Raw genomic sequence first — 15,385 nt, 5'->3', positions numbered from 1 at the left:
AACAGGGTGTCTTGGCTCCTCCATAACCGCATACTACACCATGTGGTCGGTTGAGTAAAGTGCATACCCACTTTTATTTAAAACCTAAGGGAAAATGTTTTCCTTCAAAATACAGGCATGTGCATATTGAAGGAAAACATTATTGTTGTCAAGCGTTTAATGGTTGTATTATGCCGGCAGGGAGAGCATGTCCAGCAGCTGCTCCCGGGTAAAGGATTTCAACAGCCCCGGGGCATCTTCTTTGACAACGCCGTTCATCAGGTTGCGTTTCTTTTCGATAATGGCGGCAATTTTTTCCTCCAGGGTTCCTAAAGTTACCAGCTTAAACACCTGAACCCCGCGCCGCTGGCCGATTCTATGAACCCGATCCGTGGCCTGATCCTCGCGGGCAGCGTTCCACCAGCGGTCATAGTGGATGACTACCGAAGCGGCCACCAGATCGATGCCGGTCCCTCCGGCTTTGAGACTTCCCAAAAATACGCGGCAGTCGGCATCGGTGTTAAAACGGTCGATGATATTCCCCCGGTTTCTGCTGGTGCCGGTGAGTTTGGCAAATCCCACTTTGCGCTCGGTCAGATAGGATTCCATGATGTCCAGCATCCCCAGATACTGGCTGTATACGACCACTTTCTGTCCGCTGTCCAAACTCTCGGACAACAGTTCGGTAAAAAGCTCCCATTTGCCGGACTTATATCGGCTGTAGTCTTCCAGTGCTCCTTTGACTGTCGCCGGATGATTGCAAATCTGCTTAAGCAGGCCGAGCAGTGCGAAAATGTGCAGATATGGAATCGGCTGTGACGATTCCCGGAGAACTTTCATCAGACCTGCCCCCTGTCGGGAAATGGCGTCCTGATAAAGCTTGATCTGATCCTCGGACAGTTCACAGATTCGAATATCTTCTATTTTTTCAGGCAATTCCTTTAAAACCGTTTTCTTGAGTCGCCGCAGGACAAAAGGAGAGACAAGGCGACTCAGCTCTTCCCGCCGGGAGGCGTCGCGGACTTCTTCAATGGGAATCAGGTACCGATCCAGGAAATGATTGTCAGTGCCCAGATATCCTGGAACGGTTAAATCCAGAAGCGTCTTCAGATCGACCAGGCTGTTTTCGACAGGGGTTCCGGTAAGTCCGAGCTTGATTCGCGCCTGTACGTTTTCGGCGGCCTGATAGGTTTTGGTTTCACGATTCTTGATGTTTTGAATTTCATCAAAAACTGCGGCGGCGAAATAAACCCGTTTGATAGGTTCAGCATCCCTTTGCAGAACACCGTAGGATGTTAAAATAATATCATTTCCTTCAATGGCCGCCATCAGATCCCGGTTTCCGCCATGGTACACAATTGCTTTTATGCCGGGGGCATGTTCATTGAGTTTGCGATGCCAGTGGCTGATGACCGTAGTGGGACACACCAGCAGAAAGGGTTCGGCAGCCGCTTTGCGCTCACGCAGCCATACCATCAATGCCATGGCCTGGTGAGTTTTGCCCAGTCCCATGTCATCGCACAGCAGTCCGCCGAAACCGTTTTCAAACAGAAACATCAGCCATTCGGCGCCCCTTTTCTGATAGTCTCGCAACCGAGAGGTCATTCCCGCAAGTTCCGGCAGTGGGACAGAGGGCTGTGTGCGGCAAAGCCGATTTAATACGGAAACACGGTCGGCATCGCCCCTGAAGGCGATGTCATCATCCCGGCCGACCGCCAGGCGCAGTATATCCATGCGGGAGAGCCGCACCCCGGTTTTTTGGTCCTGTCTGGGAGTCTCCAAGATCCGGTCGGCTAAGGTATCGAGAAGGTTAAATTCCGGCGATTCAACATCGATCCAGCCTTCATCGGTGGAGACATATCTTAATTTTGCTTTTTTGGCCGTCAGGATGTCCGCAAGGGAAATCCACTGGCTGCCGACCCCGTATCTTGCCGATAACCAGCACCAGTCTCTTTCCAGCAACTCCGGTGTAATTTCAATCCGGTCGATATTCCGGATGATCTTAAGGCGCTTGACCGTGTCGTCGATCCGGTAAGTGTCGCCGGCCGAATCTGTTTTAAATTCTTCCAAAAAGGCCGGAACCCGGCTTCTGTTGATGACGGTTTTCACCGCCTCATTGAACTTTTCCGGAGGAAGTTTCGGATATTGATCTTCGGCCAGTATTCCCAGCTCTTCGATATAGTACAAATCTCCGTATTGAAACCGTTTGAGGTCTTCCCGGTCGAAAAATTTTGCCTCGCCGTCTTTTTGCACCAGGCGCAGCAGCGGTTGAATCTCCAGATCGAGATTTTTTGAGAGCCGGATGTCGAAAATCGCATCGATCGGGATGGGATCAACGTCTAAATCGTGCGCATTGCAGATGACTCCCTTAAGGGCGTTTAATATCGATTTGACCCGGCGTCTCGGAATATTCACGGCAAAAGGACATTGTTTTTGCGCGTCTTGAAATTGCAGGACAAAGTTACCGGTATTTTTTTCAATGGCCGGGTGGAACTTGCAGCCACCGGCCGAAAATTCCCGGTAAGCGTGGTAAGCCATCTTATACCAAAAGCTTTCTTCCAGGATCTGTCGGCGGGTTTTAAACCCACGGTCCCTGAGCATCCATTCGTCTTCGGTAAGGGTCAGCTGGGAAAGTTGCGATATCACATGGCCCCGGGTCGGGATTCGCTGAGCATCATCACCGGTAACGGTGCATCTTTCAAGAAAGCGGGAGCGATCCGCCGCCTGCGAAAAATAAGTCAACAGCCGTTCGCCCGAGGATCTCATAATTGACAGCGCCTCTATGGAGCCATGCACGGCGGCCAGACGAACGATATCTGCCCCGTCCGAAAATCCATCCGTCATTGTTTCTGCGAACCGATGCCAGAAGCTCGCTCTGAAATCATCGGCAGGGGTGTCTGATTTGAGCTGCTGGCGGTATGCCGAAAGAATTCGGGGCATCTCTCTAAGATGGGAACAGGTCTGTGAGTGCCGGGTGCTGCAGGAGCAAAATCGCTGACCGACGATCCCCTTGACGGTTTCAACCTGGATGGCAATGCCGGGATGCTTGTCCTTGGAGTCCGGCATCAATGCGGCAGCGTTTCGGTGAAACTCCAGCCGATCCAGGTCCGCCTGGGAAACCGGTGGTTTTTCCTGTGACGCCTTTTGGGGGAGAGATCTTTTCCGCGATGCGGTCTTTTTGCGCTGTCTTGCCATGATATTCGAAAAGAAGGCTTCGTCCTTTTGGGCCCCGTCAAACGCCACAGGATCCATCCGGCTGGCGAAGCAATATGGGTTTCCGTTAAAAAAAACCTTTATATCAAAATTTAATGGCAAATGCCACGGCCAAAATAAAATGTTAGGGAGAATGCCTGAGGATTTTCTTTAACTCATTGTAAATTTATATTGAAAGACTCTAAAATGTTGCTTAAGAATATCTATATTCATCTGTGTATTGGGTTGCCCTCAGCCCTTCACGGTTGGCTGATTTGACATACACCGGCAAAAGTCGACATTTATCCTGAACGCATGGATATTCTTTCTAAGTTATGGCCAAAACAAAAGCTGAAAAACATAAAGCGAAACGAAAGAGTAAATTAAAAGCAAGACGTCAATCGGTCGCCGCTGCCGTCCGCTCCGAAAAAGCCGATTTTTTTTATTATGAATCTAACTGGTTTCACGAATCCGGCAACTATGAAAAGGCCCTGATTCTTTTAAAAAAAGCGCTTAAACTGGACCCCGACAACAAACGGTTTCTCGAAGAAATGGTCCAGCTTGGCTATAATATGGCCAGCAGCGAAGTTCAGCTTTTGGGACTCTCGCGTCTATACGCCGGCGGCCAGATGGATGATCGTTACCTGCCGCCGTTTTTAGACCTTCTGGCAAAAAGCGGACAGTATCAGCAGGCCATGGAGGTTTCCGAGCTGTTGCTTCCCCGCCTGGCGGGAATCAAAATTCCTAATATGCGCAAAATCCGGACCGTTACAATCCAGATTCAGGAATACTGCCGTCGTCAACTGAAATATGAAGAAGTGGAAAAAGTTCTTCCCCAAAAAGCCGCACGGCGACCTTCCCCTTTAAAAAACAAGGCGCCGGACCGTCCGGTTGCAGAACCTGCGCCTCAGGAAAAAAGAGAAAATAAAGCCCCCGTTCCGAATATTCCGGTTGCCATTACCCTGGATGACGCGTCCTTTCAGATTCCCCTGTCCAGCGGTCGCTTCATGAGCGACGCGCAATATGAACTTGCCATGGAAGGGCACAGGATTCGATTCAGGGATTCTTTTGAAAACCTCATTTGCCTTTCCGGGCTGCAGGGCGTCCGGTCTCTGTGGTATCAGGAGGAGACAGCGCGCAAGGTGCTGAAAAGCTTTCGGGGCCGCGCCCTTTTGTCCGACGAGGTCGGCCTTGGGAAAACCATTGAAGCCTCAATCGTTCTGAAAGAATATGTTCAGCGCGGGATCGTTAAAAACGCGCTGATCCTGACGCCCTCGACGCTGGTCAGCCAGTGGCAGGAAGAGCTTCGGACCAAATTCGGGCTTGACTTTCCATCCACCGATGATCCGGATTTTAATAAAAAAGGCATCCGATTTTGGGAAGCTCCCTATGTACTGGCATCCATCAATCAAGCCAAGTCCAAGCGCAATATGGATGCGGTCATACGGCGCGAGTATGATCTGGTGATCGTAGATGAGGCCCACCATCTCAAAAACAGGAATACGCTGAACTGGAAGCTGGTCAATTCCCTGAAAAAACGCTTTCTGCTGCTGCTGACGGCAACACCGGTGGAAAACAATCTCATGGAACTGTATAATCTGATCACCCTGTTAAAACCCGGACAGTTAAAAACCGCTTCTGCCTTCCGTAACGAATTTATGACCAAAGGCGATCCCACCGGACCGCAAAACCGTGGCCGGCTGAAAGAACTGTTGGGAGAGGTGATGATTCGAAATACCCGGGCGCTGGCAAAGATCGATATTCCGCCCAGATTTGCCCAGACCATGCGGATAAAACCGGGTGCAAATGAAAAGACACTTTATGCCCGCATTACCAACCTGGTACATCATATCAATGAAACCGACCGCAGCAGCAACAAGCTGTTGCTCAAAAATCTGCTGGCCGAAGCCGGCTCATCGCCCCTGGCAGTGGAATTGACCTTGCAGCGCCTGCTGGCGGGAAGGGAATTTTTATGGGACCACGAACAGGAGATCCGGGCGATTCACACCCTGTGCCGCACCATGGGGGATACTGAAAAAAATAAAGCGCTGCTCAAGCTGATCCGGTCAACCCAGGGGAAAAAGATCGTTTTTGTCAACTATCTCGGCACGCTGGACCATACGTCGGCGTTTTTGTCCTGGAATGATATTCCCCATGCGGTTTTTCACGGGCGCATGGATAACCGCCAAAAGGATGAAGAGATCAGAAGTTTTCGGGAAGAAAAGGATATTCTCGTGACCACCGAAATCGGCGGCGAAGGCCGGAATCTTCAGTTCTGCCACCAGATGATCAATTATGACCTTCCCTGGAATCCCATGAAAATCGAACAGCGGATCGGGAGAATCCACCGCCTGGGGCAGCAGAACGAAGTGATGATTTATAATTTGTGCGCTGCCGAGAGCATTGAGGATTATATTCTCGATATTCTCGACCGTAAAATTAATATGTTTGAAATGGTTATCGGCGAAATCGATATGATTCTGGGGCGTATCCGGGAGGAAAAGGATTTTTCGGACATGGTCTATGACATCTGGGTAACTTCATCTTCTGAAAAAGAACGCGAACAGGGTTTTGACGCGCTGACTGCCCGGCTCACACGCTCCAAAGCCCAATATGAGAAAACCAGGGAGCTGGATAAGAAACTCTTTGGGGAAAATTATGAGCTTTAAATTCGACAACACCCTGGAACAGTTTGTCCGGCGGTTTTTTGAGTGCAGCGACGCGGAAATGGAAAAGTCTCCGGAAGGCTTGGAGGTGCTGCTTCCGGAGCACCTGGCCGTACGCCTGAATACGCCTGAATATTTCCATATTGCAACAGGAGAGGATGCCGAAGAAAGATTTGTCATCCATTATGGTTCCCCCCTCTTGGAAAAAATAGTGGATGCGGCCTGCGAAACGGCGCCTATGATCAGTTGCCGCTTGGATTTTAATTACATGAAAAGCCAGGGGTTTGACCGTCTGATCCAGGATCGGTTTGTTTTCTACAATTGTGTGGGCCGGGTCAAAAGCATCGCCGAGGTGCGAACCGCATATCTGCTGCTGACCTGCCGGTACCTGGCCCAAAGCGATGAACAAAAGGAAGGGCTTGTCGCCCTGGCATTTAATCTTGAAACCGGCGCAGCGGTTGCGGAGATGGGCCGGATGTTCGACACCGTTGAAAGAATATTTGAGACGGATTCCGCACAGACATTTTTAGAAAATGATAAGATCAAAGCGATCCTGACATGGGTTCAACGTCGGGCCGGCAAGGTTCTTGAAAGAGAAATCGAACCGTTTCAGGACAGCATGAACAGAAGATTTCGGAGAGATGTGGCCAACCTGGAAGAATATTACGAGGACCTGAAGCAGGAGATGGAAGAAAGCCTTAAACGTCCGGGGATTTCAGACCAACTGAAGTCAGACCGCAAAGCCAAAATAAATCTGATTCCGGACGAACTGGAAAGAAAAAAAGCGGATCTTTTTAAAAAATACAGTATCCGGGTCAAGCTTGAACTCTGCGGCGGCATACAGATCCGCACCCCGGCTGTAAAGGTATTATACGAGACATCCTACGGGAGGAAGCAAAAGCAGTTGTCCCTGATTTACAACCCGGTCACGAAATCGATGGACCCGCTGGTTTGCGACGGTTGCGGCGACAGCACCTTCACCATCCGTTTTTGTGACCGTCTTCATTTGCTCTGCCCGGCGTGCAGCGCGAAGTGCCCGGTATGCTCCTCTTAAACCCTCCGTACCCGTTTTATTAAAGGGGATATTTCTCCTCCCTTTTGTAAAGGGAGGCCGGGAGGGATTTTGAAACTTCATGGTATTTATGTTCGAATGTTTAGAGGTTTTTGTTTGATCAGTAATGTTTCATGAAACGTCCGTTTTATCAAGAATTGCTTTTCATTCTGAAAAGCAATTATCAGAGAATACGGGTACTACCCAACTATTAAATATTCCTTACAGGTTGCCTCAACAAGCCATTAACTTTTTATCATAATACCTTCAGCCCTCTCTTTAAACTCCCATGCCCGGTCCATATACCGACGGATTTTGGCGACACGTCGACTTCCATGGTGACATCCGTGGTGACATCCATGGTAACATGCGGGGTATCCTGCGGGGTGCATGTCCGCTTTCTCCCCATCGGGCAGGTTTTTCTTCTTTGCATTAATTTGAAAAGAAATACTAACAGGCTGGTATCATAGAAAATAGTTTCCAACTATCCGAAATTTTCGAATAGTTCAACAAACAACTATCCTCTTTGGCAAGACAAACCTTTTATCTGAACCGTCAAGAAATCCTTGACGGTTGTTTAATCCGGCCAGTTTACTTTCAAAAACAACTTTTCTTTGATTTTAGGATAAAATTTCTTGTATATATATAATAATTTTTGTATTTGATAGACCTATGAAATCAATATTAATTTCCTGGATTGGTTTTACCGATTTAAAAGCCTCACGCGGAGAAAAAAATATTGGTTTAGGTCCTATCGCGCAGGCCGTCACCGAACGGTCATTCCAGGAAATCATCCTCATATCCGATGTGCCGGACTCGGATTGTGCCGGGTATATAAAGTGGCTGTCCCCATTAGCTCCGGCACAAATTCAAGCCAAAAAAGTCAGACTGTCCAGCCCTACGCATTTCGGTCAAATTTATGAATCAGCCGTTCAGGTTATCAAAGAAGTTTTGCAAAATAATGATCATGAAGTCGAGCTGACCTATCATCTCAGCCCCGGCACCCCGGCAATGGCCGCAGTCTGGATCATCATTGCCAAAACCCGTTATCCCGCAACACTCATCGAATCTTCCCTTAAAGGCGGCGTTAAGGTAGCCTCTATTCCTTTTGATATTTCTGCCGAATTTATACCGGATCTTCTCCGGGGACCGGATGAGCGCCTTGAGAAACTATCCGCCGGACTGCCGCCGGAGGCTCCTGCGTTTGACAGCATTTTGCATCGCAGCCAAAGCATGCGCCGGGTGATCACCATGGCGCGTCACGTCGCGCCGAGGTCTGTCCCCGTTTTGATAGAAGGCGAATCCGGCACCGGCAAAGAGCTTCTGGCCAGAGCGATTCATGCGGCCAGCCCCCGGAAAGGAAAACCGTTCATTGCCATTAACTGTGGGTCTATCCCGTCCGAGCTGATTGAATCCGAGCTATTCGGTCATGAAAAAGGGGCTTTTACCGGAGCCGACAAACAAAAGAAAGGTTATTTCGAAGCCGCCCATACGGGGACCCTGTTTCTTGATGAAATTGGTGAGCTGCCCATGCCCGCCCAGGTAAAAATACTGCGGGTGCTCCAGGAAAAAGAGATTCAAAGGGTTGGGGCTACCGAAGCGATTAAACTGGATGTCAGGATTGTCGCTGCAACCAACCGAAATCTAATTAATGAAGTTGCAAAAGAAAGATTCCGATCGGACCTGTTTTTCCGCGTCGCCGTTGCGGTTTTGAAACTGCCGCCTCTGAGAGAGCGGTCAGGAGACATCGGTCTGCTCATCGATCAAATATTGGATCGGATTAACCAGGAAAGCGTCAGCCAGCCCGGTTATCAACATAAAAAAATTTCTGCTGCTGCAAAGAATCTTATGATCCAGCACCCCTGGCCGGGAAATGTACGCGAGCTTCAAAATACGCTGACCCGGGCCGCCATCTGGTCGGCTGGCCATGCAATTGATGTTAAAGATATCAGCGAGGCCATGCTCCCGGTCATAAATCCTGTGAATGACAAGCTGCTTGACAGGCCGCTCAATGAAGGGATTAACCTTCCGAATCTAATAGAAAAACTGGCGCAGCATTATTTGAAAAGAGCGCTGGCCGAGGCTAACGGTAATAAAACCCGGGCGGCCGAGCTTTTGGGCCTTTCCAACTATCAGACATTTTCAAATTGGCTGAAAAAGTATCACGTAAATTGATTTGGCACAGGGATTGCTCTATCCTGGAGGTATGAATTCGATCATCATGAAATCGATAAACTTTGAATTTCTCAGAAAAAGATGGCCGGAACTGGCAAGCTTGGGGGGATTTGCGGAACAGTATGCGGTGACTGATCCCGCCAGTGCTATGGTCAAACTGAGGTTGTTTGTCGAGTCCATGGCCCAGAGAATTTACGATGAAAAAGGGCTGCCGAGGCCGTTATCGGACTCACTATTTGACTTGCTGGCAGCAGATGAATTCAAGAAAGCCGTTCCAGCGGTGGTCATTAATGTGATTCATACGATCCGCAAAGCTGGAAACCGAGCTGCGCATGGAACGATGGTTTCAGCCAAGTCCGCACAGGAGTATCTGAAAGACGCCTTTGATCTGGGGAGGTGGCTTTTCATCATCAATGGGGGCACAAAAGAGGGTTGCCCTGATTTTCAGCCGCCTGTAGCGGCTAAAGAAGGGATGCCGGATGAAACAATCAAATCCGAAAAGCGGTTGGCGATGGAGGCCCTTGCGGTTAAAGAAATCGAAATGCAGGCGCTTCTAACGGAACTTGAAGACATTCGTGCAAAAACCAAAGTTGCCGAGAAAAAAGTTGAAGAACTTGAAGTGATACTGGCAATCGGCAAGGCGGCGGCCGATGTGCTGGGGTTTGACGAAGCGGCAACCCGAAATCGTCTGATCGATTACGAACTGACCGCGGTGGGTTGGGATGTCGGGGCTAAGGGCGCAAACACCTCCGAAGTTTCCCAGGAGGCGGAGGCCCTTTACCAGCCTACCAAAACCGGCACCGGCTATGCGGATTATGTTCTCAGGGACGATAATGGAAAGCCGCTGGCGGTGATCGAGACAAAGAAAACCGCTAAAAGTGCTGAACTGGGTCAAGAGCAGGCCCGCTTATATGCCGACGGGTTGGAAAAAATGCATGGGCAGCGCCCGGTCATTTTCTATACCAATGGATTTGATATTTACATTTGGGATGATGCACAGGGCTTTCCCCCGAGAAAAATTTTCGGCTTTTATTCCAAAGACAGTCTGCAATACCTGATTTATAAAAGAAAAAATCGATTGGCTTTAGACAAGGTGGCTTCAAAACCCGAAATCGTCGACCGGTTTTATCAGATCGAAGCCATTAAACGGGTTAATGAAAAGTTTTCCGGCGGCCGCCGCAAGGCTCTGCTGGTTCAGGCTACCGGCACCGGCAAGACCCGCGTGGCCATTGCCCTGACGGATTTGCTCAACCGGGCCAGCTGGGTCAAAAGGGTACTGTTTTTATGTGACCGCAAGGAACTGAGAAAGCAGGCCAAGAATGCCTATAACGAGTTTCTAACCGAACCGATGACGGTTGTTTCGGCCAACACCGCCAAAGACCGGGATAAGCGCATCTATCTGGCCACTTATCCGGCCATGAATAAGATTTTTCAGACCTTCGATGTCGGGTTTTTCGATTTGATTATTGCCGACGAATCTCACCGCAGCATTTACAACCGCTATTTGGATATGTTTCGCTATTTCGATTCCCTTCAGGTGGGTCTTACCGCCACGCCGGTTGATTTTATTTCCCGCAACACATTCAAGATGTTCGATTGTGAAGATAAAACTCCAACAGCTTATTATTCACTGGATGAGGCGATTAATGATAGACCGCCGTACCTGGTTCCCTACGAGGTTTACACCCACACGACCCAGTTTCTGAGAAAGGGAATTAAATACAAGGACCTGAGCGAACGGCAAAAACAGCAGCTTGAAGAAGACGGCGAAGATCCGGCGGAATTCGACTATGAAAACCATCAGATCGACAAGCAGATTTTTAATCGCGATACCAACCGTGTGATTCTGCGAAATCTGATGGAAAACGGTATTAGGGAAGAAACCGGTCAGTATCCCGGCAAAACCATCATTTTTGCCCGCAACCATAACCACGCGATGCTCATGGCCGATGTTTTTAACGAATTGTTTCCCCAATACGGCGGTAAATTCTGTCGGGTAATCGATACCTATGATACCCGGGCAGAACAACTGATCGATGATTTTAAAAGCGCCAAGGACAGCGATCCACGGATAGCGATTTCGGTGGATATGCTCGATACCGGTATCGACGTACCTGAAATTGTCAACCTGGTTTTTGCCAAGCCGATCCGGTCGCTGGTTAAATTTGAACAAATGATCGGACGCGGTACCCGGCTATGTCCGGATCTTTTCGGCCCCGGCAAAGATAAAACTCATTTCAGGATTTTCGACCACTGGGGCAATTTTGAATTTTTTGACAAACATTACAAAAAAGCCGAACCTTCTACAAAAAAATCCTTGATGCAGCAGCTTTTTGAAGAACGGCTAAATTTGGCTCGAACAGCACTTAATCAAAGCGAACCCTACGCTTTTGATCTGGTTATACCCTTGATCAGGGAAGATCTTGAACGGCTTTCGGAAGACACCATCAGTGTGCGTGAAAAATGGCGCGAAAAAAGATCGGTTTCCAAGCCCGAAACGTTGCGCCGGTTTGATCCGGCAACCGAACAGACTCTGCGTACCCAGATGGCCCCGCTCATGCAGTGGGCTGATATTCGCGGTCAGGTGGACGCCTATCGATTTGATTTGCTGGTAGCCGAATTTCAAGTCGAGCTTTTAAAAAAATCCGGCCGCGTTGATGATTTCAAAGCGCAGATGCTCGATCAAATCAGTCGCCTGCAGATGCATTTGAACCCGGTCCGTGAAAAAGCAGAAGCGATCAAAAGGGTCAAAAGCGCTGAGTTTTGGGTGTCTTTAACCGTTGAAGCGCTTGAAACAATACGCAAGGAACTTCGCGGTATCATGAAGTATGCGGCCAAAACTACTTATGATCCAGTGCAGCCCAAGTTCATCGATATCCACGACGGGCAGGAGCAGTTTCAGCGCCTGCCGGCAAGATTGAAAATTACGGATATGCCCGGGTATCGCAAGCAGGTCCAGGCTGTTCTGCTTAAAATCTTTGATGAAAATTCAACCCTTCAGAAAATAAAAGCCGGCGAGCCGGTATCAGAGGCAGATCTGAAAACGCTTACCTCTCTGGTACTTACCCGCAATCCGGATGTGGATCAGGCGCTTTTACGGGAGTTTTTTGAGGAAACTGCCGGGCCGCTTGATTTTGCAATTCGCAGCATCATCGGCATGGACGCTGAAGTCGTCAACACCCGCTTTGCGGATTTTACGGTGGCCCATCCTCAACTGACCGCCAACCAGGTCAGTTTCCTGAACCTGCTTAAGAATCACATCAGCCGCTACGGCGCCATTGAGATTGAAGATCTTTACGAGCCCCCGTTTACCACGCTGCACAGCGAAGGGCTGGACGGCGTGTTTACGGATGAGCGGATGGTTGAAGAACTGCTCGGCGTGGTGGAGTCGTTTAAACCGAAAATAACGAAGATGAAGGATCGCGGCTATGATATCGTTTGACAAAAACCGGCCGACTTTTCTTGATCAGCCGGAATCGAGACGGCTGGAATTCAAGGAGGGCTTTCCAAAAGGCGAGCAGGTGGCCCGCACCGCCGTTGCTTTTGCCAATGAAGCCGGGGGGCGGATCGTGTTCGGGGTTAAAGATGAACCGCGCACCATCATCGGCATTCCCGATGACAAGGTTTTTGATCTTGAAAAGCAGATCCTAAGCTGCATTTTCGATCTTTGTACTCCACCGATCGTCCCCGAGGTCCATTTTCAGACGGTTGACGGAAAAACGCTTCTGGTTGCCGACATTTTTCCCGGACCTGAAAAACCGTATTATTTGAAAAAATACGGCAAACAAAACGGCACATACATTCGAGTAGGGTCATCCAACCGCAAGGCCGCTGCCGATACAATTGAAGAACTGGAGCGCCGGCGACGGAAGGTGCCCTTTGATTCCCTGCCGGTTTATGACCTTACGCTGGGAGATGTTGATCTCGCCGGCTTTAAAAAGAGTTATCAAGAGCTTACCGGCAAAAAATTAGGCAGGGCTCAGCTTGAAAATATGGGTCTTGTCTGCCGGGAACGCGACCGGCAATATCCCACCCACGCAGCGCTGCTCCTTTCCGAGTCTCCTTCCCGTAAGCGGTTTTTCCCCTATGCCAAGATCGAATGCGCCCGGTTTAAAGGATCCGACAAACGGGTTTTCCTGGACCAGCTCACCATTGATGGCCCCATCCATGAGAGCATTGAGCCGTGCACGGCTTTCATCAAAAAAAATATCGCCCTGGGTTCTACCATCGCTGAAATCTACCGGAAAGATCGCTGGGAATATCCCCTTGAAGCCATCCGGGAAGCCCTCATTAATGCCGTCATTCACCGTGATTATGCCCTGACAGGCAGCGATATCAAGGTGGCGATCTACGATGACATGCTGGAAATCACCAGCCCTGGACCGTTGCCTGATACTCTGCCCATCGAAGAACTGGGAACCGGGCGGAGTGAAATCCGCAACCGGGTGCTGGCGCCCATTTTCAAGGATCTTAGACTGATCGAAGCCTGGGGCAGCGGCATTCAAAAAATGCGTCAGGAATTGAAAGATTATTCTGCGATCGAACTTGTTTTGCAGGAAGCCGGACATGCCTTCCAGGTGCAGTTTGTTAAAAAAGAAACGGAAAGGGCAGCGCTGGGACCAAGTAGGGACCAAGTAGGGACCAAGCAGAGGGACGAGTCAGGGCCGGGTCGAGGCCGAGTCAAGGCCGACTCACAGCCAGAGTCACAGCCAGAGTCACAGCCAGAGTCACAGCCAGAGTCACAGCCAGAGTCACAGCCAGAGTCACAGCCAGAGTCATTGGGTGATAAAGTATTAAAGGCACTGGTGCAAGGACCACTGTCAAAAGCGGAATTATCTGAAAAACTCGGTCAAAAAGAGATTTCCGGCCAATTAAACAAAATAATACGAAGTTTACGGCAAAGAGATTTAATTGAATACACTATTCCGGAAAGACCTAATAGCCGAATGCAGAAGTATCGGCTTAAGAAAGAGGAGTAAAGATATTAAATGATAAACGGTATTAAAAATCAGGTAGATAAGCTTTGGACGGAATTCTGGACCGGCGGCATCACCAACCCGCTCATGGTGATCGAGCAGATTTCATTTCTGATGTTCGCACGGCTGCTGGACATCCGCGAAACCCGCGAAGAAAAAAAGGCTGCTCGAACCGGGCAGCCGTTTAAGCGTATTTTCGCAGACGACGAACAGCATCTTCGCTGGTCGCAGTTTAAAAACAAGACCCCGGCCGATGCCATGCTAAAAGTAGTGCGAGACGAAGTATTTCCCCATTTTAAACAGGTGGCGGTAGACGGCGCCAGGTTCGGCGAATACATGAAGGATGCCCAGCTCATGATCCAGAAGCCGAACCTGCTGGTATCGGCTGTTAACATGATTGATAAGCTGCCCCTGACTGAGGGCGACACTAAAGGGGATCTATATGAATACCTACTCAGCAAGTTGACCACGGCGGGCATCAACGGCCAGTTCCGCACCCCCCGGCACATTATTCGTAAAATGGTAGAGATTCTTGATCCCAGGCCCGAAGACACCATTGGCGATCCGGCCTGCGGTACGGCCGGATTTTTGGTTTCTGCCATGGAATACCTGATGGAAACCTACACCTCGCCCGAGGCGGTCATTATCAATGAGGACGGCAGCAAAACGTATACCGGTGACAGGCTGCTGCCATCTCGGGATCACATTCAAAACCGTATGTTCAACGGGTTTGATTTTGACGTGACCATGCTGCGTATCGCCTCCATGAACTTGCTTTTGCATGGTATCGACGCACCGGATATCCACTATCAGGACACCCTGAGCACCAGCTTTCCGGAACGCTTTCCGGAAATGGCCAACGACCATTTTAACGTGATCCTTGCCAATCCGCCCTTTAAGGGCAGTCTGGACTACGAAGATGTGCATGCCTCTCTCTTGAGCAAGGTCAAGACCAAAAAGACCGAACTTTTGTTTGTCACACTGATCTTGCGTATGCTTAAAATGGGCGGATGCTCGGCCACCATCGTGCCGGACGGTGTCTTGTTCGGGTCTTCCAAAGCCCATCTGGCTTTACGAAAGATGCTGGTGGATGGCAACCAACTTGAAGCCGTCATTTCGCTTCCTTCCGGTGTGTTCAGACCATATGCCGCTGTTACAACAGCCATCATTGTCTTTACCAAAGGCGGGAAAACCGAAAATGTCTTTTACTATGATGTGCAGGCCGACGGCTTTTCACTGGACGATAAACGCGATCCCACCCCGGACAAAAACGATCTGCCGGATTTATTGAAACGCTGGAAAGATCGCAATCCAGAAAAGGATACAGATCGGACCGATAAGGCTTT

General features: G+C 49.5%; 8 protein-coding genes. 6 read left to right on the top strand and 2 right to left on the bottom strand.

Translation table 11 applies throughout. From position 1 onward, the window contains the following. Positions 1–168 precede the first annotated feature (168 nt). Entirely contained in the window at positions 169–3,222 is a 3,054-nt protein-coding gene (locus tag P1P89_18630; GenBank protein MDF1593528.1) for a DEAD/DEAH box helicase, read from the bottom strand. A gap of 284 nt (positions 3,223–3,506) precedes the next feature. Here P1P89_18630 and P1P89_18625 point away from each other — a divergent pair, with 284 nt between their 5' ends. Further along, a complete protein-coding gene (locus tag P1P89_18625; protein MDF1593527.1) occupies positions 3,507–5,840 on the top strand; it encodes an SNF2-related protein in 2,334 nt (777 codons plus the stop codon). After that, positions 5,830–6,891, top strand: coding sequence for a hypothetical protein (locus P1P89_18620; protein MDF1593526.1), 1,062 nt, complete (start codon positions 5,830–5,832; stop codon positions 6,889–6,891). The genes P1P89_18625 and P1P89_18620 overlap by 11 nt, the downstream gene beginning before the upstream one ends. A gap of 253 nt (positions 6,892–7,144) precedes the next feature. Here the strand turns inward: P1P89_18620 and P1P89_18615 are convergent, their stop codons facing one another. Beyond that, entirely contained in the window at positions 7,145–7,297 is a 153-nt protein-coding gene (locus tag P1P89_18615) for a hypothetical protein (protein ID MDF1593525.1), read from the bottom strand. Positions 7,298–7,560: 263 nt separating this feature from the next. Here P1P89_18615 and P1P89_18610 point away from each other — a divergent pair, with 263 nt between their 5' ends. The 4 genes from P1P89_18610 to P1P89_18595 all read left to right on the top strand — a co-directional run. Beyond that, the gene (locus tag P1P89_18610) at positions 7,561–9,063 is read left to right on the top strand and encodes a sigma 54-interacting transcriptional regulator (protein MDF1593524.1); all 1,503 of its coding nucleotides are present in this window, start codon (positions 7,561–7,563) and stop codon (positions 9,061–9,063) included. A gap of 31 nt (positions 9,064–9,094) precedes the next feature. Beyond that, a complete protein-coding gene (locus P1P89_18605; protein MDF1593523.1) occupies positions 9,095–12,505 on the top strand; it encodes a DEAD/DEAH box helicase family protein in 3,411 nt (1,136 codons plus the stop codon). After that, positions 12,492–14,042 (top strand): putative DNA binding domain-containing protein, encoded by a 1,551-nt coding sequence (locus P1P89_18600; protein MDF1593522.1) that lies wholly within the window; start codon positions 12,492–12,494, stop codon positions 14,040–14,042. Before P1P89_18605 ends, P1P89_18600 begins: the two co-directional genes overlap by 14 nt. A gap of 9 nt (positions 14,043–14,051) precedes the next feature. After that, on the top strand, positions 14,052–15,385 hold a 1,334-nt coding region (locus P1P89_18595), incomplete at its 3' end, for a class I SAM-dependent DNA methyltransferase (protein MDF1593521.1).

The sequence above is a fragment of the Desulfobacterales bacterium genome, from assembly GCA_029211065.1.
In the GTDB taxonomy this organism is placed as follows: domain Bacteria; phylum Desulfobacterota; class Desulfobacteria; order Desulfobacterales; family JARGFK01; genus JARGFK01.
Note: the sequence above shows the minus strand (reverse complement) of the source record. Positions and strands in the feature narration are given on the sequence as shown.

What these genes read in the sequence shown, in the direction of transcription:
- P1P89_18625 (MDF1593527.1), top strand. Translation starts at nt 3,507, where the DNA reads ATGGCCAAAACAAAAGCTGAAAAACATAAAGCGAAACGAAAGAGTAAA.
- P1P89_18620 (MDF1593526.1), top strand. Translation starts at nt 5,830, where the DNA reads ATGAGCTTTAAATTCGACAACACCCTGGAACAGTTTGTCCGGCGGTTT.
- P1P89_18615 (MDF1593525.1), bottom strand. Translation starts at nt 7,297, where the DNA reads ATGGGGAGAAAGCGGACATGCACCCCGCAGGATACCCCGCATGTTACC.
- P1P89_18610 (MDF1593524.1), top strand. Translation starts at nt 7,561, where the DNA reads ATGAAATCAATATTAATTTCCTGGATTGGTTTTACCGATTTAAAAGCC.
- P1P89_18605 (MDF1593523.1), top strand. Translation starts at nt 9,095, where the DNA reads ATGAATTCGATCATCATGAAATCGATAAACTTTGAATTTCTCAGAAAA.
- P1P89_18600 (MDF1593522.1), top strand. Translation starts at nt 12,492, where the DNA reads ATGATATCGTTTGACAAAAACCGGCCGACTTTTCTTGATCAGCCGGAA.